Annotated in this window: 19 protein-coding genes; 1 reads left to right on the top strand and 18 read right to left on the bottom strand. The window is 32.4% G+C overall.

The features are described from left to right. Positions 1–324: 324 nt before the first annotated feature. The 7 genes from menC to MHB48_RS03790 all read right to left on the bottom strand — a co-directional run bounded on the left by menC (position 325) and on the right by MHB48_RS03790 (position 6,672). Positions 325–1,458, bottom strand: coding sequence for an o-succinylbenzoate synthase (gene menC / locus MHB48_RS03820; protein WP_342601292.1), 1,134 nt, complete (start codon positions 1,456–1,458; stop codon positions 325–327). Continuing rightward, positions 1,448–2,605 (bottom strand): M20 peptidase aminoacylase family protein, encoded by a 1,158-nt coding sequence (locus MHB48_RS03815; RefSeq protein ID WP_342600233.1) that lies wholly within the window; start codon positions 2,603–2,605, stop codon positions 1,448–1,450. Before MHB48_RS03815 ends, menC begins: the two co-directional genes overlap by 11 nt. Further along, a complete protein-coding gene (locus tag MHB48_RS03810) occupies positions 2,606–3,436 on the bottom strand; it encodes a hypothetical protein (RefSeq protein ID WP_342600232.1) in 831 nt (276 codons plus the stop codon). Positions 3,437–3,506: 70 nt separating this feature from the next. Continuing rightward, positions 3,507–4,229: an amino acid ABC transporter ATP-binding protein gene (locus MHB48_RS03805; RefSeq protein WP_342600231.1), complete on the bottom strand. Its 723-nt coding sequence runs from the start codon at positions 4,227–4,229 to the stop codon at positions 3,507–3,509. Continuing rightward, positions 4,230–4,907, bottom strand: coding sequence for an amino acid ABC transporter permease (locus MHB48_RS03800; RefSeq protein WP_342601291.1), 678 nt, complete (start codon positions 4,905–4,907; stop codon positions 4,230–4,232). A 26-nt stretch (positions 4,908–4,933) separates the two neighbouring features. Further along, positions 4,934–5,773, bottom strand: a complete 840-nt coding sequence (locus MHB48_RS03795) for a transporter substrate-binding domain-containing protein (RefSeq protein ID WP_342600230.1) — start codon at positions 5,771–5,773, stop codon at positions 4,934–4,936. Between the two features lie 53 nt (positions 5,774–5,826). Continuing rightward, positions 5,827–6,672, bottom strand: coding sequence for a MurR/RpiR family transcriptional regulator (locus MHB48_RS03790; RefSeq protein WP_342600229.1), 846 nt, complete (start codon positions 6,670–6,672; stop codon positions 5,827–5,829). Between the two features lie 527 nt (positions 6,673–7,199). On the opposite strand from MHB48_RS03790, the gene MHB48_RS03785 reads away from it, so the two are divergent. Continuing rightward, positions 7,200–8,519, top strand: a complete 1,320-nt coding sequence (locus MHB48_RS03785; RefSeq protein WP_342600228.1) for a competence protein CoiA family protein — start codon at positions 7,200–7,202, stop codon at positions 8,517–8,519. Positions 8,520–8,556: 37 nt separating this feature from the next. Here the strand turns inward: MHB48_RS03785 and MHB48_RS03780 are convergent, their stop codons facing one another. The 11 genes from MHB48_RS03780 to MHB48_RS03730 all read right to left on the bottom strand — a co-directional run bounded on the left by MHB48_RS03780 (position 8,557) and on the right by MHB48_RS03730 (position 21,685). After that, a complete protein-coding gene (locus MHB48_RS03780) occupies positions 8,557–9,489 on the bottom strand; it encodes a uracil-DNA glycosylase family protein (RefSeq protein ID WP_342600227.1) in 933 nt (310 codons plus the stop codon). Positions 9,490–9,939: 450 nt separating this feature from the next. After that, entirely contained in the window at positions 9,940–11,235 is a 1,296-nt protein-coding gene (locus MHB48_RS03775; protein ID WP_342600226.1) for an oligosaccharide flippase family protein, read from the bottom strand. Positions 11,236–11,331: 96 nt separating this feature from the next. Beyond that, complete coding sequence (locus tag MHB48_RS03770; RefSeq protein WP_342600225.1) at positions 11,332–12,654, bottom strand: hypothetical protein; 1,323 nt, start codon at positions 12,652–12,654, stop codon at positions 11,332–11,334. A 15-nt stretch (positions 12,655–12,669) separates the two neighbouring features. Next, positions 12,670–13,575: an AAC(3) family N-acetyltransferase gene (locus tag MHB48_RS03765; protein WP_342600224.1), complete on the bottom strand. Its 906-nt coding sequence runs from the start codon at positions 13,573–13,575 to the stop codon at positions 12,670–12,672. A gap of 99 nt (positions 13,576–13,674) precedes the next feature. Beyond that, entirely contained in the window at positions 13,675–14,805 is a 1,131-nt protein-coding gene (locus MHB48_RS03760; RefSeq protein WP_342600223.1) for a glycosyltransferase, read from the bottom strand. A 150-nt stretch (positions 14,806–14,955) separates the two neighbouring features. Then, on the bottom strand, positions 14,956–16,176 hold the full coding sequence (locus tag MHB48_RS03755) for a nucleotide sugar dehydrogenase (RefSeq protein ID WP_342600222.1): 1,221 nt from the start codon (positions 16,174–16,176) through the stop codon (positions 14,956–14,958). A gap of 21 nt (positions 16,177–16,197) precedes the next feature. Next, positions 16,198–18,051: a heparinase II/III family protein gene (locus MHB48_RS03750; protein WP_342600221.1), complete on the bottom strand. Its 1,854-nt coding sequence runs from the start codon at positions 18,049–18,051 to the stop codon at positions 16,198–16,200. Continuing rightward, complete coding sequence (locus MHB48_RS03745) at positions 18,048–19,325, bottom strand: glycosyltransferase family 4 protein (RefSeq protein WP_342600220.1); 1,278 nt, start codon at positions 19,323–19,325, stop codon at positions 18,048–18,050. The genes MHB48_RS03750 and MHB48_RS03745 overlap by 4 nt, the downstream gene beginning before the upstream one ends. Before the next feature lie 3 nt (positions 19,326–19,328). After that, positions 19,329–20,207: an NAD-dependent epimerase/dehydratase family protein gene (locus MHB48_RS03740; RefSeq protein ID WP_342600219.1), complete on the bottom strand. Its 879-nt coding sequence runs from the start codon at positions 20,205–20,207 to the stop codon at positions 19,329–19,331. Continuing rightward, on the bottom strand, positions 20,208–20,861 hold the full coding sequence (locus tag MHB48_RS03735) for a sugar transferase (protein ID WP_342600218.1): 654 nt from the start codon (positions 20,859–20,861) through the stop codon (positions 20,208–20,210). Continuing rightward, positions 20,858–21,685: a formyltransferase family protein gene (locus MHB48_RS03730; RefSeq protein ID WP_342600217.1), complete on the bottom strand. Its 828-nt coding sequence runs from the start codon at positions 21,683–21,685 to the stop codon at positions 20,858–20,860. Before MHB48_RS03730 ends, MHB48_RS03735 begins: the two co-directional genes overlap by 4 nt. Between the last annotated feature and the right edge of the window lie 7 nt (positions 21,686–21,692).

Genomic DNA, 21,692 nt, shown 5'->3' with positions numbered 1-21,692 from the left:
ATGTCGGCCTGGGAATTTTCTGGCCGGCTTTTTTTATAAAAAATTTTGGCAAAAGAGCTCCGTAAACCAGAAAAAGAAGCTTCCTTCAACGTTTTATGACATAAACTTTTAGTCTTTATCTACAATCTTATGGTAGGTCGGTTAGTGACCTAAATCTTCTCCATATTTTTGCACAATAAAAGCCCACTACCAATTGAGGTGATGAGCTAAATGAAATAACCTATTAATTTATCTATTCTGATGTTTTTAACTCTATATAATCAAAGATTTTTTTAGATTGTGGAAACTTGTTTTCGACAGAAGATATCCATCAAACAATTGTCTTCAACTCAGGGATGCGTTACTGGGTTGCATCTCAATTATCTTTTCATCAATAGTGAATTTACGTAATGTCTCATGATTGATATCATATCCAATGCCATGTCCAGAAGGTATTGAAATCAAACCGTTTTCTACAGTTACTTCTGGGGAAATGATATCTTCATCCCAGTAATTAGAGGATGCCGAAGTATCTCCTGGTAGGTCAAAACCAGCTAAACTGGTTATCGCAATATTATGTGCCCTACCTATTCCTAGCTCAAGCATTCCACCACACCATAAAGAAATTCCGTTCTCTAAACAGTAGTCATGAATCTTCTTAGATTCAGAAATTCCACCAACTCTACCGATTTTTAAATTCACGATTTTACAACTTTTTAGTTTTATCGCTTTCTTTACATCTTCTAGAGAATGTAAGCTTTCATCTAAACAAATTGGTGTTTTAATCCGGGCTTGTAATTCGGAATGATCGATAATATCGTTATGGGCTAGTGGCTGTTCAATCATCATCAAATTAAACTCATCTAACTTGGCTAAATGCTCAGCATCTTCCAGCGTATACGCTGAATTTGCATCTACCATGAGGTTAATATCTGGGTATGCTTTACGCACTGATTTTACAACCTCCAAATCATTACCTGGTTCTATTTTTAACTTTACTCTCTTATAGCCAAGTTTAATGTAAGTACCGACTAGTTCTAGTAACTTTTCTTCACTCTCTTGTAAACCTATACTAACTCCCACTTCTATTTTTTCTTTAGTACCACCGATTGCTTCTACTAAAGTCATATGATTTTGCCGAGCATATAAATCCCATATAGCTCCTTCTAAAGCTGCTTTAGCCATGTTATTCCCTTTCACCTTACTAAATCTTTCCATCAACTCATCTGGATGGCTAATAGGAGCTTGTCTTAACAAAGGGATTAATACCTCTTCTATAATATGCCTATTGGTTTCTACAGTCTCTTCACTATACCAAGGAAAGGTACCTGCTACCGTTTCTCCCCAGCCACTACGCTGTTTCGAATCTATAACCTCCACAATGTACAACTGTCGATCTTGTTGAGATCCAAAACTAGTTTTAAATGGGTTTTTCATACGTACTTTAAGTTTTCGTAGAATTATTTTCTCAATATCTATTTTTTGATTTGTCAATACCTTCACTCCGTTCAATGGACTTAAGTGCTAGTTCTACGCAATTTTCTAGTATCAGTACCCCCTTATTCAGTGCTTCTAAATTGAATGTCATTTTTTCATGATGTAATCCCGGTTGTAAATCACAGCCTAATGCTAGCATGGTTGATTTTAATCCAGGGGAATTAAGAGCATAAAAATGAAAATCATCTCCACCAGTTGTTGTTACACTAGTAACTAAATTTTCACTACCTAATATATTAATAATTGCTTTTTGCATAAAATCTTGAGCTGTCAAATTTACCGTTGCTGCTGGTAAATAAGTATTGATTTTATAATCCATATCTATTTGATATATCTCTTTTACTTTTTCTAAAATATGCACAGTACTATCAGTTAGCGACTTCATTACCTCATTTGTTTGGGCTCTTAGATCTAAACTAAACTCTGCTTTACCAGGGATTATGTTTGAATTTATTCCTCCAGCCAATAGTCGTGTCATCTTAACTGAATATGGAACAGCGGGATCCAAGTGAATGGTATTTAACATATTAACTAATGATGTTGCTACTTCAATAGCATTTTTACCTAAATGTGGTCTTGCCCCATGTAGATCAGGACCGATAATTTTCCCTACTATTGAACTTGTAGAACCATGCTGTATTGACGGGGCAGCCTTGCCATATTTGAGTTCATCGATTGGTCTTAAATGTAAACCAAACAAATACTCAACGTCTTCTAGAACCCCTTTTTCAATCATTTTTAATCCGCCTTGTCCAAATTCCTCAGCAGGTTGGAAAATAAAACGAATTTTACCAACGAATTTCTTTTGTATAAACTTAAGCATAACACCTAGAACAATAGCCATATGTGCATCGTGGCCACAAGAGTGGTTCGCTTTGAATTCACCGTCTACTTCTTGCCATAAGGCATCAATGTCTGCCCTAATTGCTACAATTGGGTATCCGTCACCAATCTCAGCAACGACCCCAGTACAATCTTCAAAGGTTTCTACACGGCATCCTGACCCTTCAAGAATATTTTTTAAATATTCTGTTGTACCATGTTCATTCCAGCTAATTTCTGGATGTAAATGAAAGTAAGAATAGAAATTTAAAACTCTCTGTTCAAGAGATACGTGTTTGTCCATCATTCACTCCACCTTGATTAGTTTTTCCAAAACATAGTAGTTCACCATTGTGTCCGAGCGATGAACTCCAACAATTTTATAGTTTGCTTGGAGTAGTTTCAGCATTACATTCCTTACACACTCACGCCATTTAATTACTTCTTCCATACATTTCGTCTTCATTTCTTCTATATCTACAGGTATAGGAACTAATAGTCCAAATGCTTTTTCATTAATCGAGGCACTAGAAACTATTGGGAATTCTCCTTGTTCATGCCAAGTTAAAGCTGGAGAGTAATTTTTCCAATGGTCATGTTGATCTTGTTTTAATTCTATTAATGTTTTTAAATCCGTCTGACAATCCCAAGATAAAATAAATCGATCTGATGGTAAGCCTTTATTTATTCTGTCATCCATATATCCGTAATAGTTAGGTTTATAAGCTTCTATGCTACCACCTAGTTTACAGATATTAAGATAACCATTTCTAATCTCTAAAGGGTCAAAAGTCCATTTCATGTCGGAATATCCTTTATCAGAGGCTACTTCTCTTTGTTTTATTTTTAATAGAGTTCCCAATCCTTTGTTGCGAAACTGAGGATGGATTGCAAGCATATGGGAATATAAGAAATTATCTCCTTCTTCTGTTTGCCCAGAAAAACCTAAACAAAACCCACTATATAAACCTGATATCTCTTCCACTGCCGCTACAATAAGACCTCCATTTTTTATCATAGCAAGCATTAAGGGTATAGGAATTCTACCTTCTGCCCCCCAAACAAGTTCTTGTAGCTCTGCAATAAATTTCAAATCGTTTGAACTCTCTATGCTTCTAATTGAAAATTTCTCTGGCATTTTTTCTCCTTTAATTACAATTAAAATTAAACATATTATTTAAGCCCATTTCAATTCTAAATTTCATTAGTTAAGTTACTAATCGCAAGAATTGTTTTGTTCTTTCATGCTGAGGATTATTGAAGAAAGCAGATGGTTGCGCCTCCTCAATAATCTTTCCTTTATGTAACATCAGAATTCTATCAGCTACATCTCTAGCAAAATTCATTTCATGTGTAACGATTGCCATCGTCATACCGTCTTTAGCGAGTTCTTTAATAACTTGAAGTACCTCATTGACAAGTTCTGGATCGAGAGCAGAAGTTGGCTCATCAAACAATAAAGCTTTGGGTTTCATAGCAAGTGACCTTGCGATAGCAACACGTTGTTTTTGACCTCCAGAAAGTTGATTTGGATAAGTATGTGCTTTATCCTTTAGTCCTACCTTATCTAATAATGTCATAGCCTCCAAAATAGCTTCTTCTCTCTCCATCTTTTTGACAATTATTGGCGCCTCAATAATATTTTCTAATACACTCTTATGGGGGAATAAGTTAAAGTGTTGAAAAACCATTCCTACTTGAGCCCGTATTTTTGGCAAATCTTTTTCATTTAACAAAATTTCTTGACCGTCTATTCTTATTCTTCCCGAATCGATTTTCTCCAAAAAATTAAAACAGCGAAGTAGTGTACTTTTACCTGAACCACTCGAACCTACTAACACTACTACTTCTTGAGATTTGATATGAATATCAATTTCATCAAGTACCTTCAAATTTCCAAATGATTTACTTATATTTTCTGCAATTAACATTCAATTCACCTCAGTCCGTTTATCAACGTCCATTCTTTTTTCCATCATTTTAAAGATATATGAAAATAGAATAACTAAAACTAAATAATATAAACCAGCTACAAAGAATGATTCGAATTGTTGAAAAGATTGCGCTGCCTCCATATTAGCTAAAGAATAAATCTCAGCTACCCCAATTACATAAACTAATGAAGAATCTTTTAATAGAATAATAAATTGATTTCCTAAAGCAGGTAAGGAAATTTTAAATGCTTGTGGAAATATGATGCGCTGCATACTTTGCTTTGTAGTCATTCCTAGAGATTTGCTAGCCTCTAGTTGACCTTTATCGATACTTTGTATAGCTCCTCGGAACGTTTCTGCAACATAAGCACCAGTATGGACTCCTAATGCGATTGCTCCTGCCCAAAACCCCGACAAAACGATGAATGAAGATATCCCAAAATATAAAAAAGAAATTTGCACGATTAACGGTGTACCTCGAACAATAGTGATATAAAAGCCTGCAATTGTTTGTAACACCTTACTATTGGAAACTTTGAAAAGGGCAAAAATTATTCCCAAAGTCGCCCCTACTAGTAAACCTACAACGGTCAGTTGGAGAGTAACAACGCTAGCACTAAGGAAGCCTGTGAATGTTCTCAAGAATAAATCAATTATATTTGCTATCAACCAAATCTTCCTTTCTTTTTATTTAACAGAATCTATTCTAAAATTTTTATCCCTTCCGTTTCCAATTCAAGTAAGTTTTCTCCGAAAAGTTCCTTTGAAATTCTTTCATATTCACCATTTTCAATAATAGTTTTCAGTGCTTTATTTAGAGCATTAAGTAGTTCTTCGTCTTCCTTTCTTACAGCAATTCCTGCTAACTCAATCCATATTGGATCGCCAGCTTGTTTAATTTCCAAACCTGCTGCTTTTGCTTCTAGCCCAATAACAGGTGCCGTTATTACTGCATCTAAGCGTCCTTTGATTGTTAAATCATTTAACGCTGTTACGTCGCCGGTGTAATATTTAATATCATCTGTATACTCTTTAGCAGCCACATCATACGTACTTTGCGCCACTACACCAATTCTTTTACCTTTCAAATCTTCTGCACCTTGAATTTCTTCATTTCCCTCAGCTACAAAAATTGAACCACCTGAATAGTAATAAGGTTCTGTAAAGTTTACTTCCTTTTTATTCTTTTCAGTAATAGCCATACTACCAATGACAACATCAAACTTTTTACCTTTGAGTCCTTGGATAATACTTTCCCAAGGATTTGTTACTGGATTTGGTTTAAGTCCCATTTCCTTAGCTAACGCCTTACCAATTTCAACGTCAAAACCTTTAAGTTTCCCAGATTCAACATAATTGAAAGGTTTATACATTCCACTCATGGCAAACGTTAGTGTTCCTTCCTTGTATAAATCTAAACCATTACTAGTATTATCTTTTGCAGAGGCATCATTTCCTGAATCCCCCTCACTACCACATGCTGCTAAAAATAGTGTTACTAACAATATCCCTACAACCCCTAAACTGAAAAACTTCTTCATACAATTACCCCCTAGATTATTTTTTATATTTAAAATAATTGAAGCCAAAGTAATTATTTGCTAAAAAATATATTATTCCTTAAATATAGCTGTTCTATATTTTCTAAGTTCTCTCTTACACGAGTTTTTTCCAGAATCGAAATATACCTAGTTAATGCATTTATTAACGCCATTACGGCTGTATATGAGTCAATTTCAATCTTTGAATTTATAGGGACTGTTAATAACTCGTCTGCATATGCAGCAATTGGGGATAGCTCTGAATCCGTAATTGCTATAATTTTTGCCCCATGTTCCTTAGATTGCTGTGCAACTTTTAGTGTGCTATTTATATACCTTGGGAAAATTATAGGAATTACAACTGTATTTTTATCTATCTTACTTATCTGTGAGTAATAGTTTATAGAATCTAGAGTAAGTAATTCAGCATTTCCTAGTAACATTTGTAACCATTGAGAAAAAAAATGTGCCAAGCCATAAGTAGATAAATTTCCAACTACGTAAATTTTCTCTGCCTTTCCAATATCCGCAACCACTTTTCTCAGTTTAATATCATCAATATTTTGAATTAGTTGCTGAAGATTATGGATATCCCCAATCACCAAATCATTAAGTAAGGAACTTTGCTCAAAATTCGTAACTTCTTGAGATTGAACTAAAATTCTACCTTGAGGTATAGATTGTCTAATCGTATCCTGGAGGTCTGTAAAACCTTTGTATCCTAATGTTTGACTAAACCTGATGACAGTTGATTCACTGACATTAGCTAGCCCGCCAATTTCCAAAGCAGTTGAAAAAGTAATAATACTAGGATTATCAAAAATTAACTTAGCAACCCTTTGTTGACTTTTACTTAGAATTTCAAAGTTCTCTCTTAGAATTTTCATAAATTCTTCCATTTCATATCTTCTCCAATAAACTATTTTTGTCTTTTAAAAATCTTCTTTGAAGGATTTCCTCCAAATATAACATAATGATTTTAAACCTGCAATATATTTTTCTGAATATTCTATATCGAGTGAATATAAAAAGAAAAGCGCATGCGCCCTTTAAGTGCAGCATGTCTTTTGCCAATTCCAGCGTGCTTTGGACGAAACGTTAGCTATCCGTTACCGTGGGATTTTTAGAGGAGCTTAATGTGACTGCGTCACATTAAGCTCCTCCTTTTTCGGTAATCTTATGGTGGATGTTTGTCCGTCGCCCTCTTGGAATGTGAATGGACAAAAAAAATCAATAATGATAATAGATAAATTTTACAATACTGTATAATATTATAGTGATGTTTTATTCGCAATATTTAAGTCTATTCCTCTATGCATGAATAGTTTAGAACCTTAATAGCACTGTGACATATTTTTCATTCTAAATTTAATATTTGATATAATTAGAAAAGTAAGGGAAATTTGTAAAAAGGGGGAGTGTTAAGTTGAGGGAGGCACATTACGAAGGGAAGAACTTTGACTTAGTAGTTTATTTGGAATCAAAATCAAACACGAAAGAAATTGAAAAATTAAAGAAAAGAGCGGATAAAGGTGCTTTTTCGTGTCCTTACTGCAATGAAACTTTAATTATTCGATCTGGTGAAATTCGAGAAGTTCATTTTGCACATCGCCATTCTAAATCTTGTGCGATGTCTGTCGCTAGTGAAGTATATCAAAAACAGCTTAAAGGGGAATCCAAACGGCACTCTGTAATGAAAGATATCATCCATGATGAATTAAAATCTCAAGAAAAAATTAATACTGACCTTCATGTTAACTATGGATATATGTCAAAAGCTGAGGAAAAATGGAAATACTACCCTGATATCATTATTAATTTTAAAGGAAAAGAATCAGCAATTTCCATTCTATCAGAAGTTACCTCTAATAAAGATGAACAATTAGTAAAACGAATTAAAAATCGGAATCGATATTTTAAAAGGAAAAATTTAGAAACTGTTTGGTTTGTTGAAAATACGGAACAATCAATTGATATGGCTCATCATGTTATCCACCTTTGGGAAGCTGAGTTAGACATAGCTTCTAAAACTGCTGAGGATAGAAAATGGGAAGATTGTATAAATACTTTATCTCCTAAATATCCATTATTTGAGCTCTTCGATTATCACAATAATTATTCACCAGTACCTATTAATGTACGCAGCTTATATTACATCAGTTCAACAGATACTAACATCGTTTTTAGCGTTCAACGCTTTATCCAAGATCAAGATAAATATCCTTTTCGTGCTTTTGCATTGAATGAGGCTTATCAAATGAGTCTTTCTACTGCTCTGCGGACAACTGTAACTTTACAATTAAGCGATCAGGTCATGGAAAATAAACAAAGACAACATTTTATACAAGAGGTTAAGGAAAAAGAAACTGAATACATTGCAAAACAACAAGAGGAAGAGGTATTTCTTCAAACAGCTGCAGCTATTACAGTAAATGATTCTCTAAAATCTAATTTTTCTATTACATCTACAGTAAAACCGAAGAGAACCCCTCTTAAATCAGTACAACAATTGAAAGATATAAAACCAGCGATAAATAGTTTCATACGTCATAACTCTGTTTTTTCAGCAACAGAAGTATGTGAATTTTTAGTATTAAAATGCGGTGCTTCTCAAGACTCATTTTCAACTGGAAGATATAAAATCTATCCAGAAGTTTGTACCTACCTTGAAATATTGGTAAGTGAACACATCCTAAAATTAGAAAGTAAAAATTTTGTTAATGAAAGAGTTTATCGTGTAGTATAAGCAGATTACTAGAAAGTCAATTTTTATGTTTTATAGATTAACGCTGCTTTGAATACTCCACAAACTCAATGTAATACTTAATAGCCCGTGGATAGTTATTGGAAGCATCTTTATAATGCTCATTGATTCTTTTCAACATCTCATCAGTAACAGTAAGTTCTCCATTATAAATCTTGCGTTTCTGCAAATTGATTAGTCTGTTATTATACTGCTCGGCTGATAGGTCTTTGATTTGCCTTTCTCCGAGTTTGATTGTATGTCTCTTCTTCAAGTAATCGATGAATTTCATTTCAGAAACCTCTTTGCGTGGAACGCTATATTCATTAATGAGGTCTACATAGATCTTCCGGTATTTCTCAACATTCTTACCGATTGAACAATAATATGGATGCGGAAGACGCTTTGCAATTGGGTGTTTCAGTCTTCCTTCTGCCCTCATCTGCTTTAACGTCTTTTCCACTTCCTCACTGAGCGGCACAATGATCGTAGGCCAGACTAAGTCCATCTCGTCAATAAAGGAATCGGTGAATGTTGCTTGCAAGTGCTTGGGTAGCTCGTAATAATTAATATTACTGCCGTTCCGAGTAAAGCCAAACCAAGAGAGATTTGTCATGTAGACACAATCATGAAATGTCTCTGCTCCGATTTCACTGGTCACAGACATGATAAACTGTGCACTGCACTCATGGTCTTGTTTTGTAATTCCCGGAAGCAGCTGGGATAACCCTTTAAAATCGATGAATGGAACCCCCGTCTTCCCCGCCCCATTTCTGCCAGGATTTATCCCGCAAAACACGATGCGATTTCCTTGACCCTTATACATCTCTCTATAATAGGAGCGGACGAGTTCTATGTTGTTATGAAATCCATTTAAAATTATAACATTCTCTGCTTCAAGCACTTGCAAAAATTCTAGATCAGCTGTCTTCTTGCTATAAAAATCATTATGAAGATCTACGACTCTTTCCAATGTACGTCCTCCTCGTCTTAACTCGTTATGTCAGTAAGTTTGCGATTGCAAAGTAAGAATAGCCTATTAACATCGGAGTTGTTTTAGAACTTCCTTACTTCTTTCCATACTAAAAAGGAATTCGGCACAACTCACCGAACTCCTTTTTAAATAATGATCTTGCAGAAACTTTCAATGCAGCTAATCCATCAATTGAATTTCGTGAGTTAGTACTTCCACTAACCAAAAACATACTGGCGCGTTATTAATAGTGAATTGTAGTCTATTGTCAGAATAGTGTAGAATTCTTTCTAACACTGGGACGCTTTTTTTACGAAAACCGAGGTCAAAAAAGAATGGGTTATTTAAGTCCAGCAACTTACTAAAATTTAAAATATTCTGCTAGCTAATGCACAATTTTACACTGTACATAAAATAGGGGCTAGACTACAGTAACGCGTTTTTCAAGCATCAACACTTTAATTCTACCTTTTTAACTTCATCATTAATAACTTTTCTGGCCCACAGAAAACCTATAATATATACAATAGACATGGCTATTGTATATAGACCTACAAACCCATATGAGTTTAACAAAAAAATCTTTGACAATGCAAATACCAATAAAACCATAATAATCCTAAAAATATCAAGGAATAGCTCATCTTTTTGTTTTTCATATATTGAAAATACCCTAGTAATTGGTGTAAAAGCTAACCTCGCAAATATTAAAAACGCTATTATTCTTGCATAAACTCCTGATGTATACCATTCTTGTCCAAATACAAATGCAAATAAAGATGGTCCAAACATTAATAAAATTATTAATGGGATTAATCCAATCAATATTAATTTTTTAAATAAATTATTTGATATTTTTTTTAAATCATTTGGACTAGTTCTTCCGATTCTGGCTGCTTCTCCATAAAACACATCAGATACAGATCGACCAATTAAGTTTATGGGAAGGCTAACAATTATGTTTGCTAATCCATAGAAACCAACAACTGAACTGCCAAATAAAGATGTCATAAACAGAATAGGTAACTGTAAACCGGCTATATTTAAAAATTGGCTAGGTGCTGTGTATAATGGAAATCTAACATATCTCTTAGCACACCATAATATATACTTAATATTAATTTTATTAAATAGATATTTATCTTCCTTTATTAATGGTGCTGATAATGTCCCAATACCAGAACTTTGACCAAATATATTTCCTAAGATTAGACCTATTGGTCCTAAATGAAACAATCCAAAACTAATTGTAAATATATTTTGTATTAAACTTTGGTTTAGTTTTGTCTTTGATATTGAATTGTAATTTCTATTCCTTAAAGCCCATTGAGTAAATATATTGTACAAGCCTGTAAATAATATTCCTAAAGGTATTAAAAATTTATATTTAATAATTACTGTGCTTGAAAAAAGTTCTAATAGATTATCTCCCCAAAAGTATAAAATTAAAGTTATTGAACTCACATACATCACCAAAACTATAATACTTAACGCTACCACATTAATTGCTTTTTCATCATCTTCAGCAATTGCAATACCTAAGTCAAATTTTAGTGAACCAGTTATAGCAATAATCCCTAAAATTGCAAGGTAAACAGTTAGTATCCCAAACTCTTCTGGAGAATATATTCTTGTTATAACTGGCGTTAATAGTGTATTTATTAACTGTGCTGTGGCGGTACCACCAGTAATGATTAATACATTTTTAAAAAAACTATTTTTTTTAGACTTTTTTATTTCCTTCACTTTCTCACCTTTTTTCTTAAAATAAATCATCGATATTATAATTAAAAGTAATAGCTTGAAAGTTGAAATACCACAATTATATTTTGACCTACAGTATCATTGTTTCACCGCAATTTGTTTTGAAGAACTTATATTTAAATGCTCTTTTCTAGGCAAATAGTATAGTATTAGACATAAAGCTAAAAAACCATGAGATAATAGTACAGTAAAAAATGATGAGCTTATTAAATTTAAACTAGTTGTAATTATACTTGCGATTAATATTCGGGAATCTAAGCCCATAGTACAAGCATCTAGCAATCTTAACGCCAAAATAATTAGGAATGGCATAATCAATATACCTATAATACCAATGTTATAAAATGCATCAGAAAATAATCCATTGTTCGCTGAACTCCCATAATAATTTTCTCCTATAATAATTGGGATCCTTACGATATAAGGTGAATCTATGCCTAAATTCCCAATAATACTTTGTCTAAAGTAATCAAACTCATTTTTTGAAAAGAAATCAAAATAAAAATAATTTAATAATTGTGGCAAGAACATAAGTCTTCTAATAAAAATAGTCATTATATACGTTGTTTCCAATATTCTTTCTTCCAATATAGCCAAAACATTAATAAATAAAAGTAACCATACGAACCAAGATATTCGATTACTTCTATAAATGAAATAACCACTAAAAGCTAATATTAAAGAAAATAAAACTGATTTTGATCCATCAACGGAAAAAATAAGTAACTGTATTAAAGCTAGCCAAAAGGCAATTGGTTTTTTACTGTTTACTAGGAAGTATACAATAAGAGTAGGTAAAACAACCCTTGATGCAGAATAAAGGTATTTTAGGATGATAAACATATCAAACTCTTTTGCTTCTTCCCTCAATTCATAAACATTAAAAATATTTAGATTTATACGAAAATTAGTATATTTATAAGATATGTATATAACTACTAGAGAAAAGATGATTAATACGCTATTAGTAACAAAATGACTTTCTTTAGCGATAGGTTTTCTTAAATTAAAATAAGGAATTATTCTATGGTATATACTTAATATTACCCAATACAACAAGAACAAAATTATAAACTCATTGTCCATAGGCTTAAAAGCCATTAAGACAGAAGCAGGAATAAAAGCAATAAGATAAAAAATAGTAATAATAGCACTAGAAGGTTTATTACTTTTATAATTTTTGCTAATAAAGGGTATTAATGCGATTAATACCAACCATGTCAGAAAATATCTTATAAAATCAAAATTAATTGTAAACCCACTATATGCCCAAACTGGATTTACTTGATAAACATATATCCAATCAAGCGATATTCTATAAAAAAAAATTCCTATTATTGTTAAAATAAGACTAGGCTGATATATTTTTTTATTCTTTGTAATTAAACTATTAACTTCCAAATTTAATCCTCATTTCTAAAGATATGGCTTAAATGAATTTTTTTCAACTTTAGGTGGATTAAGCATTGACTTCCCGCTAACAACCAATTTGGAAATTTCATCAAACCCTTTTTTTGCAAAAATTATTCTAATTTGGATATTTCCAATTTTTCCGTAAAATTTTTTATCTTTAGGCAAATTTTTGTATACTTTTTTTATATTTTTTTTATATAATTTAGCATAATTACCTTCAATCATTTCTCTTTTGGTAATAGTTCCATCATTAATTATTACAGTTGCTGTGTATTTTTTGGATAAATAACGATTAAAATATGGATAAACATCCTTAAAAATATACTCAATACAATGAATTAATGTTAATTTAATAGGATATTTTCCCATACCTAACATTACAACTTTGCTATTTTCTTTTTGTGAAAAAATATAATATGGAGAAAAATTATCAAAACCAAACTCACTTTTGATGTGATATTTAGTTATGATGTCAGCATCTTTACCAAAAGCACAAACAGAGAAATGAGAACATTCACTTCTCTTAACACCTGGATATCTTCTGAACTCTTCTGATAAAACTCCTGCAGTCGATCGAGTATTTTTAACATCAAAATATTTTCTATTATCACCATAGCATGGCATTAAAAGCGTTCCCTCATTACCAAGTAACTCAATAAAATTTTCAATCAAACTTTTAGGAGTTCCTGAATAATTATAGAATTTTCTCCAAGAAGCATGCAGCATTACAGTGTCTCCACTTTTTATCCCCATACTTTTTATTATTTTTAAAAAATCTTCTTCAGAGATTTTTTTTCTATTTATTTTTTTTTGAAGTCTCGTTTTATGCCTATCGATTGCATCTGATATTTTTTCATTTTCTCTACTTTTTATAAGGTACCTAATAATTTCTCGCAGTTTTTGCCTCATTTCATCGCTCCTAATAAAATAACACTTGAATCCATTTATAAAGCTTATATTATCAAGAATACTACCTACTCTTTGTAGTTAAAGCTTAAATTTATTTAATTATACTTTTTTAGTAAGTTCCTTAAATGTATCAATAAGTTTTTGATTTACAACATCATATTTCCACTTAAGATAAAAAGACCTACAATTTTCTTTTATCTCTCTTCGCAAGAAAAAGTCATTTTTTAGTTTTAATAAAGCATTAGTCAATTCATTAATGTTACCATCAGCTACAGATACTCCCAGTACTTCTTTCTCAACTATATTTGATAGTTCAGTTTCTTTAGATACAATAAGTGGTAATCCACATATTGCAGCCTCATAAAGTCGATTAGGCAATGCAATACGGACATTTTGAATCTTTGTATCATACATAGAATATATACAATCTACCTCACTGTATAGGGTAGCTATCTCTTCTTCATATTTGTAAGGACCATAGATAATTATATTTTGCTTACCTCTACAATAATCAGTGATTTCACTTAGATCAACTCCATTTCCTGCAATTAAAATATCAATATCAGCTCTTTCTGAAGCATCTATCAATAATTTAAGTTGTTCCTTATACCGAACCTTCCCAATAAAACCAATTCGGAATCTACCTCCTTCTTTAGGCTTGTAGCTTTTAAATATAGACTCGCGTGGGGTATTAGGTAAAAATAATACATTTCTTTTTGGAATTAGACGCTTATAATATGCATTCCAAAAGGACTCAGAGGTAATTATTAATCGATCTACTACACTCATGCCAATACGTTCTAAAATATATAAACACAATTTTATTACTTTCTTAAATAAAGATTTAGAATTATTAAAAGCCATTACATGAATATCACTTACCTCATATATTACGGATGGTCGTTTTTTTCTTGTAATACAAAACAACCAGACTAAAAGCAACATATCAGTTTTAGTTACATGGATACATGTTGGATTTTCAGTTTTTAAGATTGAAAAAGCTTTCCTACTAAAACGAAATGTAGCACCAAGTCTTTTCAATGGTTGGCCTTCATTTGCTTTCTCTTTAATATGGTGAATCTCCGCATTGGAAGGTAAATCTAAATTCGTAATTTCATCAGTGCCTCTGTCCCAAAATATTACTGAAGTATTATCTATGGAAGATGATGTCTTTATCCGCTTAACCATTCTAGGAATTGGTACATATGGAATAATAAATACAATACTCAAATTCATAATTCCTTTCTTGCCATATTGATTAATTTTGGCTAAAATTCTTGCACTTCCACCTTATTTTGGTATTCTCATTGCCCCTCTATATTTAAACTTTATTGAAAGCACATAATAGTTTTTCATTGCAATTCATAGTCAACCATTGCTCTACAACTTATAAACACCATCGAATAAACAAATATTTTTAGTATCCAGAACAATCTTGTCCTTTATGATATCCGTATTGTTTTTAATATGATCGTGTCCTACCATTATCACGAGAACTTCTATTTCATTTAGAAAGTCTTCAAAGTTCATAAACTGATGATCTATAATTCTTTCCTTTAAAAATGGGTCAAACACTTTAACACCAAAAGCTAAGTGTTCATCCATTCTTTCTAATAATTGATGTGTAGGGCTTTCTCTTGTGTCATCAACATTTTCTTTATAAGCCAACCCGTATAGACCAACTTTGGATATATCTTTAATGTTATGTTCTCTCATGATATCTCTGATTCGTCCTAATACATGCCTTGGCATCGAATCGTTAACTTTACGCGCAGTCAAAATAAGATTTGTTAGATCTGGGTAATCTCCAACTAAGAACCACGGATCCACTGAGATGCAATGCCCCCCAACTCCAGGTCCGGGTTGCATGATATTAACTCGTGGATGCATATTTGCAATGCGAATAATCTCATAAACATCCATATTGTCTGTATGACAAATTTTTGCCAACTCATTAGCAAAGGCAATATTAATATCACGATAAGTATTTTCTACTACCTTAGACATTTCCGCTGATCTTATATCAGTCACAACAATTTCTGCTTTACAGAAATTCAAATATAGCCCTTTAATCTTCTCTCCAATTTCTGAATTATCTGCGCCAATCGTTCTTGAATTGTACTCAAGTTCATAAATCATGTTTCCAGGTATAATTCTTTCCGGAGCATGTAACAAATGAATGTCTTCTCCAATAACAAGACCTCTTTTTTCAATTTCAGGACGTACGTATTTATCAATAGTTCCTGGTGAAACAGTAGACTCAACAATTAAAGCTGCACCCTTTTCACAAACATCAAGAACACTATTCACTGCAGAGATAACATACTTTGGATCAAGTTTCTTACTTTCTTTTATATAAGGAGTTGGAACCGAAATAATATAAGTATGTGTCTTCTGGTATTCGGTAGTAAATTCAATTCCCTTAGCGAGAGCTTCATTGAATAGTTCTTCTAGTCCCTCTTCTTCAAATGTAAGCCTACCTTCTATTAATGAACTTACTAAATTACCGTTGTAATCAGTTCCTACTACTTTTAATCCACTTTTTGCAAACATAAGAGCTGTTGGTAAACCTATATACCCAAGCCCAATAATATTAATCATGAATAAACTTCCTTTCTTTTCTTAGTTAATTAGCTTTATATTAAACTTCATATTACATCTATTTTGGGTTATAGCACTTCTAATTGTCACGCAATTTATCTCTTCTTTTTTTAAATAATACAAACTTCTAAAAGCCTTTTCTACTTCTACAAGACCATTAGTTAAAACCTTACACATGAGATGATTTTCATGGTATATTTCAAAACCAGATTTATTTATTTTGACATCACATGGGGTGTGAAAATAAAAATCACTGTACTCCCCTGCACCGTATATATCATCAGTAATCAAATAACCCTGTTCATATTTTTCAATAAATCTGCTATGTTCATAGCCATTCTTTGAAACCATAGTCCCTTTAAAAGAGGTATTATCAAAATGGACATCTTTTCGTTTTGTCCAGTCTATTACTAAAAATGCACCTATTTTATTCATCTGCTCAATACCAGAAATTTTTACGGTATTATGACCTGATGTAGAAGTAAGTTCTTTACCTAGATTACTAGCATAAGAATGAGTACCACTGTCGCAAAGGATATTTACCCCTTTATGCCATAAATCAATATGGAGTTGATCCATGTGAGCAGGTCTGGATTTGAAATTTTGTAGGCTAGTCATCAAAAAGCCATTATCATGGTGAAATTTATAAAAGCCAGATTCATCATAGGAAGAAGTTTTGCGTAATACTTTTTCAAATGGTAACTTTCTTCTACTACCAAACCATAATAGTTCTTCATCATAATCACCAGATTCATAGAGTCTTTTTCCCTCAATTAATGAGTACATCGTATTTAAAACTGGACGAAAATCACGATAACCACAAGATGTTACTGGGAATATTAGTGCTCCGTCATTTGATCCATAGTTTGGAACGTCTCCGTTATCATTTTGAACCTGATACAATAAAAGCACGCTACTTTTTATTCTTTCTTGTTCAGTAATATACAACTGAGTTTTTTCACTTAGTTTATAAACACACTCAATTATTTGAAGGGTGAATCTATGATAGTTAAATGAATATTGTGTAAAACCTCCATCAGGGAGAAACTGATTTCGAATTTCTTTATCAAGAAATATATAGGCCTTTTTAACTGCTAACTCATCTTCACAACACCAAGCCCCAACAATTAAACCACAAATTTCTGAAAAGGTATGATTGTTTTTAATACATTTATGTGCATAAAAAAAGTTTGATAGCACCTTCTTATAACATACCTCTACTAGTGTCGTTACATTATCTGAGTCTTCCTTAGTAGTTACTTCGCAACTCTTAAAAACTGAATAAGCCATAAGTAGATTTATCATACGAAGAGTACATTCTTGCCCACATTTAAAGTTAGCACCATAAGGATAGGGGTTATTTTTCAGCCAATCCTTTAGCTGTTCTGAAAATGCTCTATAATATTTCATATCACCAGACAACAAATATGCTCTAACAAAATAAAAGAAATGTGTAAATCGTGATGCTTCCCAAACAACTTTTATATCTCCTAATTCACTATCAAAATCCGGTATTTCATACCACTTAACATGTTTTTTGCTTTCCAATCCCGTTAACGGATTAAAGTGCCAATTAATCGGTTTTCCATAATCAAGATTAATTGAAGAAAAACCAGTAACAACCCCATCGATGGCTTTATCAGCAACAGAAATTATTTCTGCTTTTTTTTCTTCCGATAACCCCCATAAAAAGGCCATAATTGAAAAAACATCAAAATCGAATATATCAATTCTCGTCACCTTTACATTTCTTTCATAAAGCTTTTCCGTAACAGGAATTGCAGACATCGTTTTAAGTTTAGCTGAATATAACGCTCGATTGATTGTCCACTTTACTCCATATTCAGTTAATACTGTTTTAGCTATTTTTTTCATGAATTAAAATTCTCCATTACTGAAATCAATTTTTGGGTTAATACTTTATATTCAAATTCTCGCGCCCCGTTCTTAGCATTTTCACTCATTTCACTGTACACTTCTTTAGACATGTCATAAATACGCATAATAACATTTGCTAAATCTTCTGGGGTATCCCTAGTTAATGATAACCCGCAATTATATTTTTCTAATGGACTATACCCCATTTGAACAGTTGATATAATAGGCTTACCAGATGCCATATATTCAAACAACTTGTTTGAACTATTCCCTCTCGACCAATTATATTTAGTTTGAGAATAATTCAATATGTTAACTGATGATTTGCTCAACACAAAAGGGATATATTTCTTATCTATATATCCCTTCATCTTAACATTAGTTAATCCTTCGTCCTTTACACGCTTCTTCAAAGATTCTAATTGATTCCCGTCACCATAAATTAAAAATTGAATGTTTTCGTGTTCTTTTAATAACCTAGCCGCATCGAGAATATTCTCTACATTATTAATAGGACGTATTGCACCTGTATAAACAGCATTAAACTTACCACTAAGTAAGTCTTTATCTTTTAAAATATTATTTTCAATCTGCCTGTTAAATGCAGCAATATCAACACCATTATTAATGTAATGACATTTATTTAAGTCAATTTCCCCACCTTGTTCTGTTGCCCAATTTCTATCTTTGAGATAGTCCGTATCTCCTTCTTTTAAAAACACTAATGCATCTGCTCTTTTGTAAATCCAATGTTCTCCAGCTATTAGAAGTCTACCTAAAATACTTGTTTCTTTAGTTTTTCCAAAGGCAAATATTGCTTCTGGCCACAAGTCTCGAATTTCACAAATACAAGGAACATTGAGTTTTTTTGCAATTTTAATTCCAGCAACCATGGCTAAAGGGTGCGGGGATGAGGCAATAATAACATCAGGTTTGCCATAACTATCAGAGTAATTTTTTGCTACACTAAACAATTTTTTATAATAAGAAGCCATATTTTTTATTCTAGCCAAAGAATTTTTACCTGAGGAAGGTGTATTTACAAATACAAAAGAAACCTCTGAGTGATTTTCTACAACATATGGAGTTTTATCACTTATTAAATTTATGTCTGAAAAATGAAGGTAAGACGCAGCAAAGACTGTAGTCTTATAATTTTTATCGTTCATATTTGTTGCAAAGTTATAAGGCCTTGTAAAACCATTCATTGTTGGCGGTGTAGCATAGTGATGAAAAACCCATATATTCTTGAAATCTGTCTTCTTCCCCATAATTTAACCACCTATATTCTTTTCAGTAACTATGATCGATTTTTCAAATGACACAGTCTCATAATCTACTTTTTTTCCATTTATCGTATATAACGGTCCGCCCGAGATTCCTTTATCATAAACAAATGTCCCGAATACCTTCCTTAAAGTTCCTGACAGTTTAAGTCCTATTTCAACCCCGCAGTTAAAAATACTAGATACTCTAATTTCCTTGCCATGGGCTATTGCAATAAGCCTTACTAAATCAGCAGTATTCACATAATCCTTATTTTGCGGAAAATATATACCACCTTGGTTATTATCTATTAATATCCTAATAAATTCAGATAAATTATCAATATATAGCATACTACGCTTATTTTCTATTTTAGGAAAAATCGGTAGCTTTATAACCATATTTGCTAGTCTAGCGTAGTTCCCAGGACAATCCTTTCCATAGACAATCGGTGGTCGAAGAATAGCTACGTTAAAATCAGTAGTGTTAAGATTTAACAGAAGCTGTTCAGCTTCATATTTTGACTGGGCATATGGAGTCTTTGGTATTGGTATTGTTTCTTCAGTAATATAACCTGTTTCATTACCATAAATCCCCATAGTACTTAAAAATATGAATTGCTTCACACCTTCATCTTTCGCCTTATTAGCTAACTCAATTGTTATATCTCTATTAACTTTAAAATACTTAAGTGTATCGTTTTCTTTAACATGAACAATTGCTGCTGTATGAAAAATGATATCGTATCCAGAGAATGAGCTTTCCTTCCAATGATCATCTCTTATACTAATAAAATCTACCGAATACATATCAGGATATTGTAAAACCCATTTTTGAAATGAAGTACCTATATAACTATTAACTCCTGTTATAAGTATCTTTTTCATTTATGCATTCTCCTCTTTAGTACCTGCTACTTCTGTAAATCCTAAATTAATCTCAACTAAGCACTTATCAACATACTTCTCTTCTCCAAATAAAACAACACCGATGGTCCTTATAATAATCCTCAAATCAAGCCACAAACTATATTGTTCTACATAATAAACATCCAATTTATAACGATCTTCTAATGATAGATATATATTACCACTTACTTGCGCCAATCCAGACATTCCTGGATTCATATAAAGTCTTTTAGACATTTCATTTGTATAATCACTTAGTGATTCTACTCTCTCAGGTCTTGGACCAACAAGACTCATTTCACCCTTCAACACGTTAAGCACTTGTGGTATTTCATCCAATTTGCTTCTTCTTAGAAACTTGCCAATTGTAGTAATCCGATTGTCGTCTTTCATTACTTCATGACCCTTAACCATTTTTTCTGACCCGGGTTTCATCGTTCGAAATTTGTATACTTTAAAAATCTTTTTGTTCAGACCAGGGCGATCTTGCAAGAAAAATATAGGACCGGTAGAAGTAATCTTTATAAACAAAGCAACTATTACCCAAACAGGAAGGAAAGATACAAGTACTAGTAAAGAAGCAACAATATCAAAGACACGCTTTATTAGTTTTTGAACTTTCTTTTCTTTCATAGCTTTACCTCTACTTCATAATCCATGGGTGTCAAATATCCATCGCTAAGTTCTATTACACCTTCATCTTTACTCGTTTTAGCTGACCATATTCTGTATGTATTATTCCCTCTATTATAAAAAGCACCTGGATATGGATATGTTACTGCTCTTACTAATTTACTAGCTTCATCCATTGTCAAACTACTAAAAATCTCACCGTCTTCTGGCTTTCTTCCCGGCCATTCAGTCGCATTAACTTCATTTTGTTTTGTAAGTACAATATCGTTATTTACAATACTATCCCAATACTTTGACATAAGGGAGATATGCATATCATCAACTTCTTTATAAAGCTTCGTTGCTGTTGTGTTTTCATCTAGTTCGATGACGCCTTGTCCAATAATATCACCTGTATCAACACCTTCATCTAACTTAAACATCGTTACACCAGTCTCTTTTATACCTTTAATAATTGCCCAGGGTATTGCTGCTCGTCCCCTACCAATTGGTAATAAGGTAGGGTGCATTCCAATACAACCATAAGAAGGTGTTTCAAGAAGTTCTTTCTTAGCAATTTGTGACCAACCAATAATAAATAGCCAATCGATTTGACGTTCTTTCAATTCATTAAGAACTTGTTGATCATTGATATTATCAACTTTTAAGAGCGGAGCACTATTTTCGTAAGCAATCTTATCAAGGTTTATTCTTCCTGATTTATTCTTCGCCTTTTCATCCTTAAGTGTAATAAGCAAGTCAGGGATACCACCAATACGATATATCTCTTCAATGCAGCTTAATCCTAATTGAACACAAGTTGCAAAAGCGATTTTTTTCTTCAATCTAGAT

It is taken from the genome of Psychrobacillus sp. FSL H8-0483, from assembly GCF_038637725.1.
Taxonomy (GTDB): Bacteria; Bacillota; Bacilli; order Bacillales_A; family Planococcaceae; genus Psychrobacillus.
This window is presented reverse-complemented; position numbering and strand designations above follow the sequence as displayed.

Coding starts and splice junctions, on each gene's coding strand:
- MHB48_RS03815 (WP_342600233.1), bottom strand. CDS start 2,605: ATGATGGACAAACACGTATCTCTTGAACAGAGAGTTTTAAATTTCTAT.
- MHB48_RS03810 (WP_342600232.1), bottom strand. CDS start 3,436: ATGCCAGAGAAATTTTCAATTAGAAGCATAGAGAGTTCAAACGATTTG.
- MHB48_RS03805 (WP_342600231.1), bottom strand. CDS start 4,229: ATGTTAATTGCAGAAAATATAAGTAAATCATTTGGAAATTTGAAGGTA.
- MHB48_RS03795 (WP_342600230.1), bottom strand. CDS start 5,773: ATGAAGAAGTTTTTCAGTTTAGGGGTTGTAGGGATATTGTTAGTAACA.
- MHB48_RS03790 (WP_342600229.1), bottom strand. CDS start 6,672: ATGGAAGAATTTATGAAAATTCTAAGAGAGAACTTTGAAATTCTAAGT.
- MHB48_RS03765 (WP_342600224.1), bottom strand. CDS start 13,575: ATGAGGCAAAAACTGCGAGAAATTATTAGGTACCTTATAAAAAGTAGA.
- MHB48_RS03755 (WP_342600222.1), bottom strand. CDS start 16,176: ATGATTAATATTATTGGGCTTGGGTATATAGGTTTACCAACAGCTCTT.
- MHB48_RS03750 (WP_342600221.1), bottom strand. CDS start 18,051: ATGAAAAAAATAGCTAAAACAGTATTAACTGAATATGGAGTAAAGTGG.
- MHB48_RS03745 (WP_342600220.1), bottom strand. CDS start 19,325: ATGGGGAAGAAGACAGATTTCAAGAATATATGGGTTTTTCATCACTAT.
- MHB48_RS03740 (WP_342600219.1), bottom strand. CDS start 20,207: ATGAAAAAGATACTTATAACAGGAGTTAATAGTTATATAGGTACTTCA.
- MHB48_RS03735 (WP_342600218.1), bottom strand. CDS start 20,861: ATGAAAGAAAAGAAAGTTCAAAAACTAATAAAGCGTGTCTTTGATATT.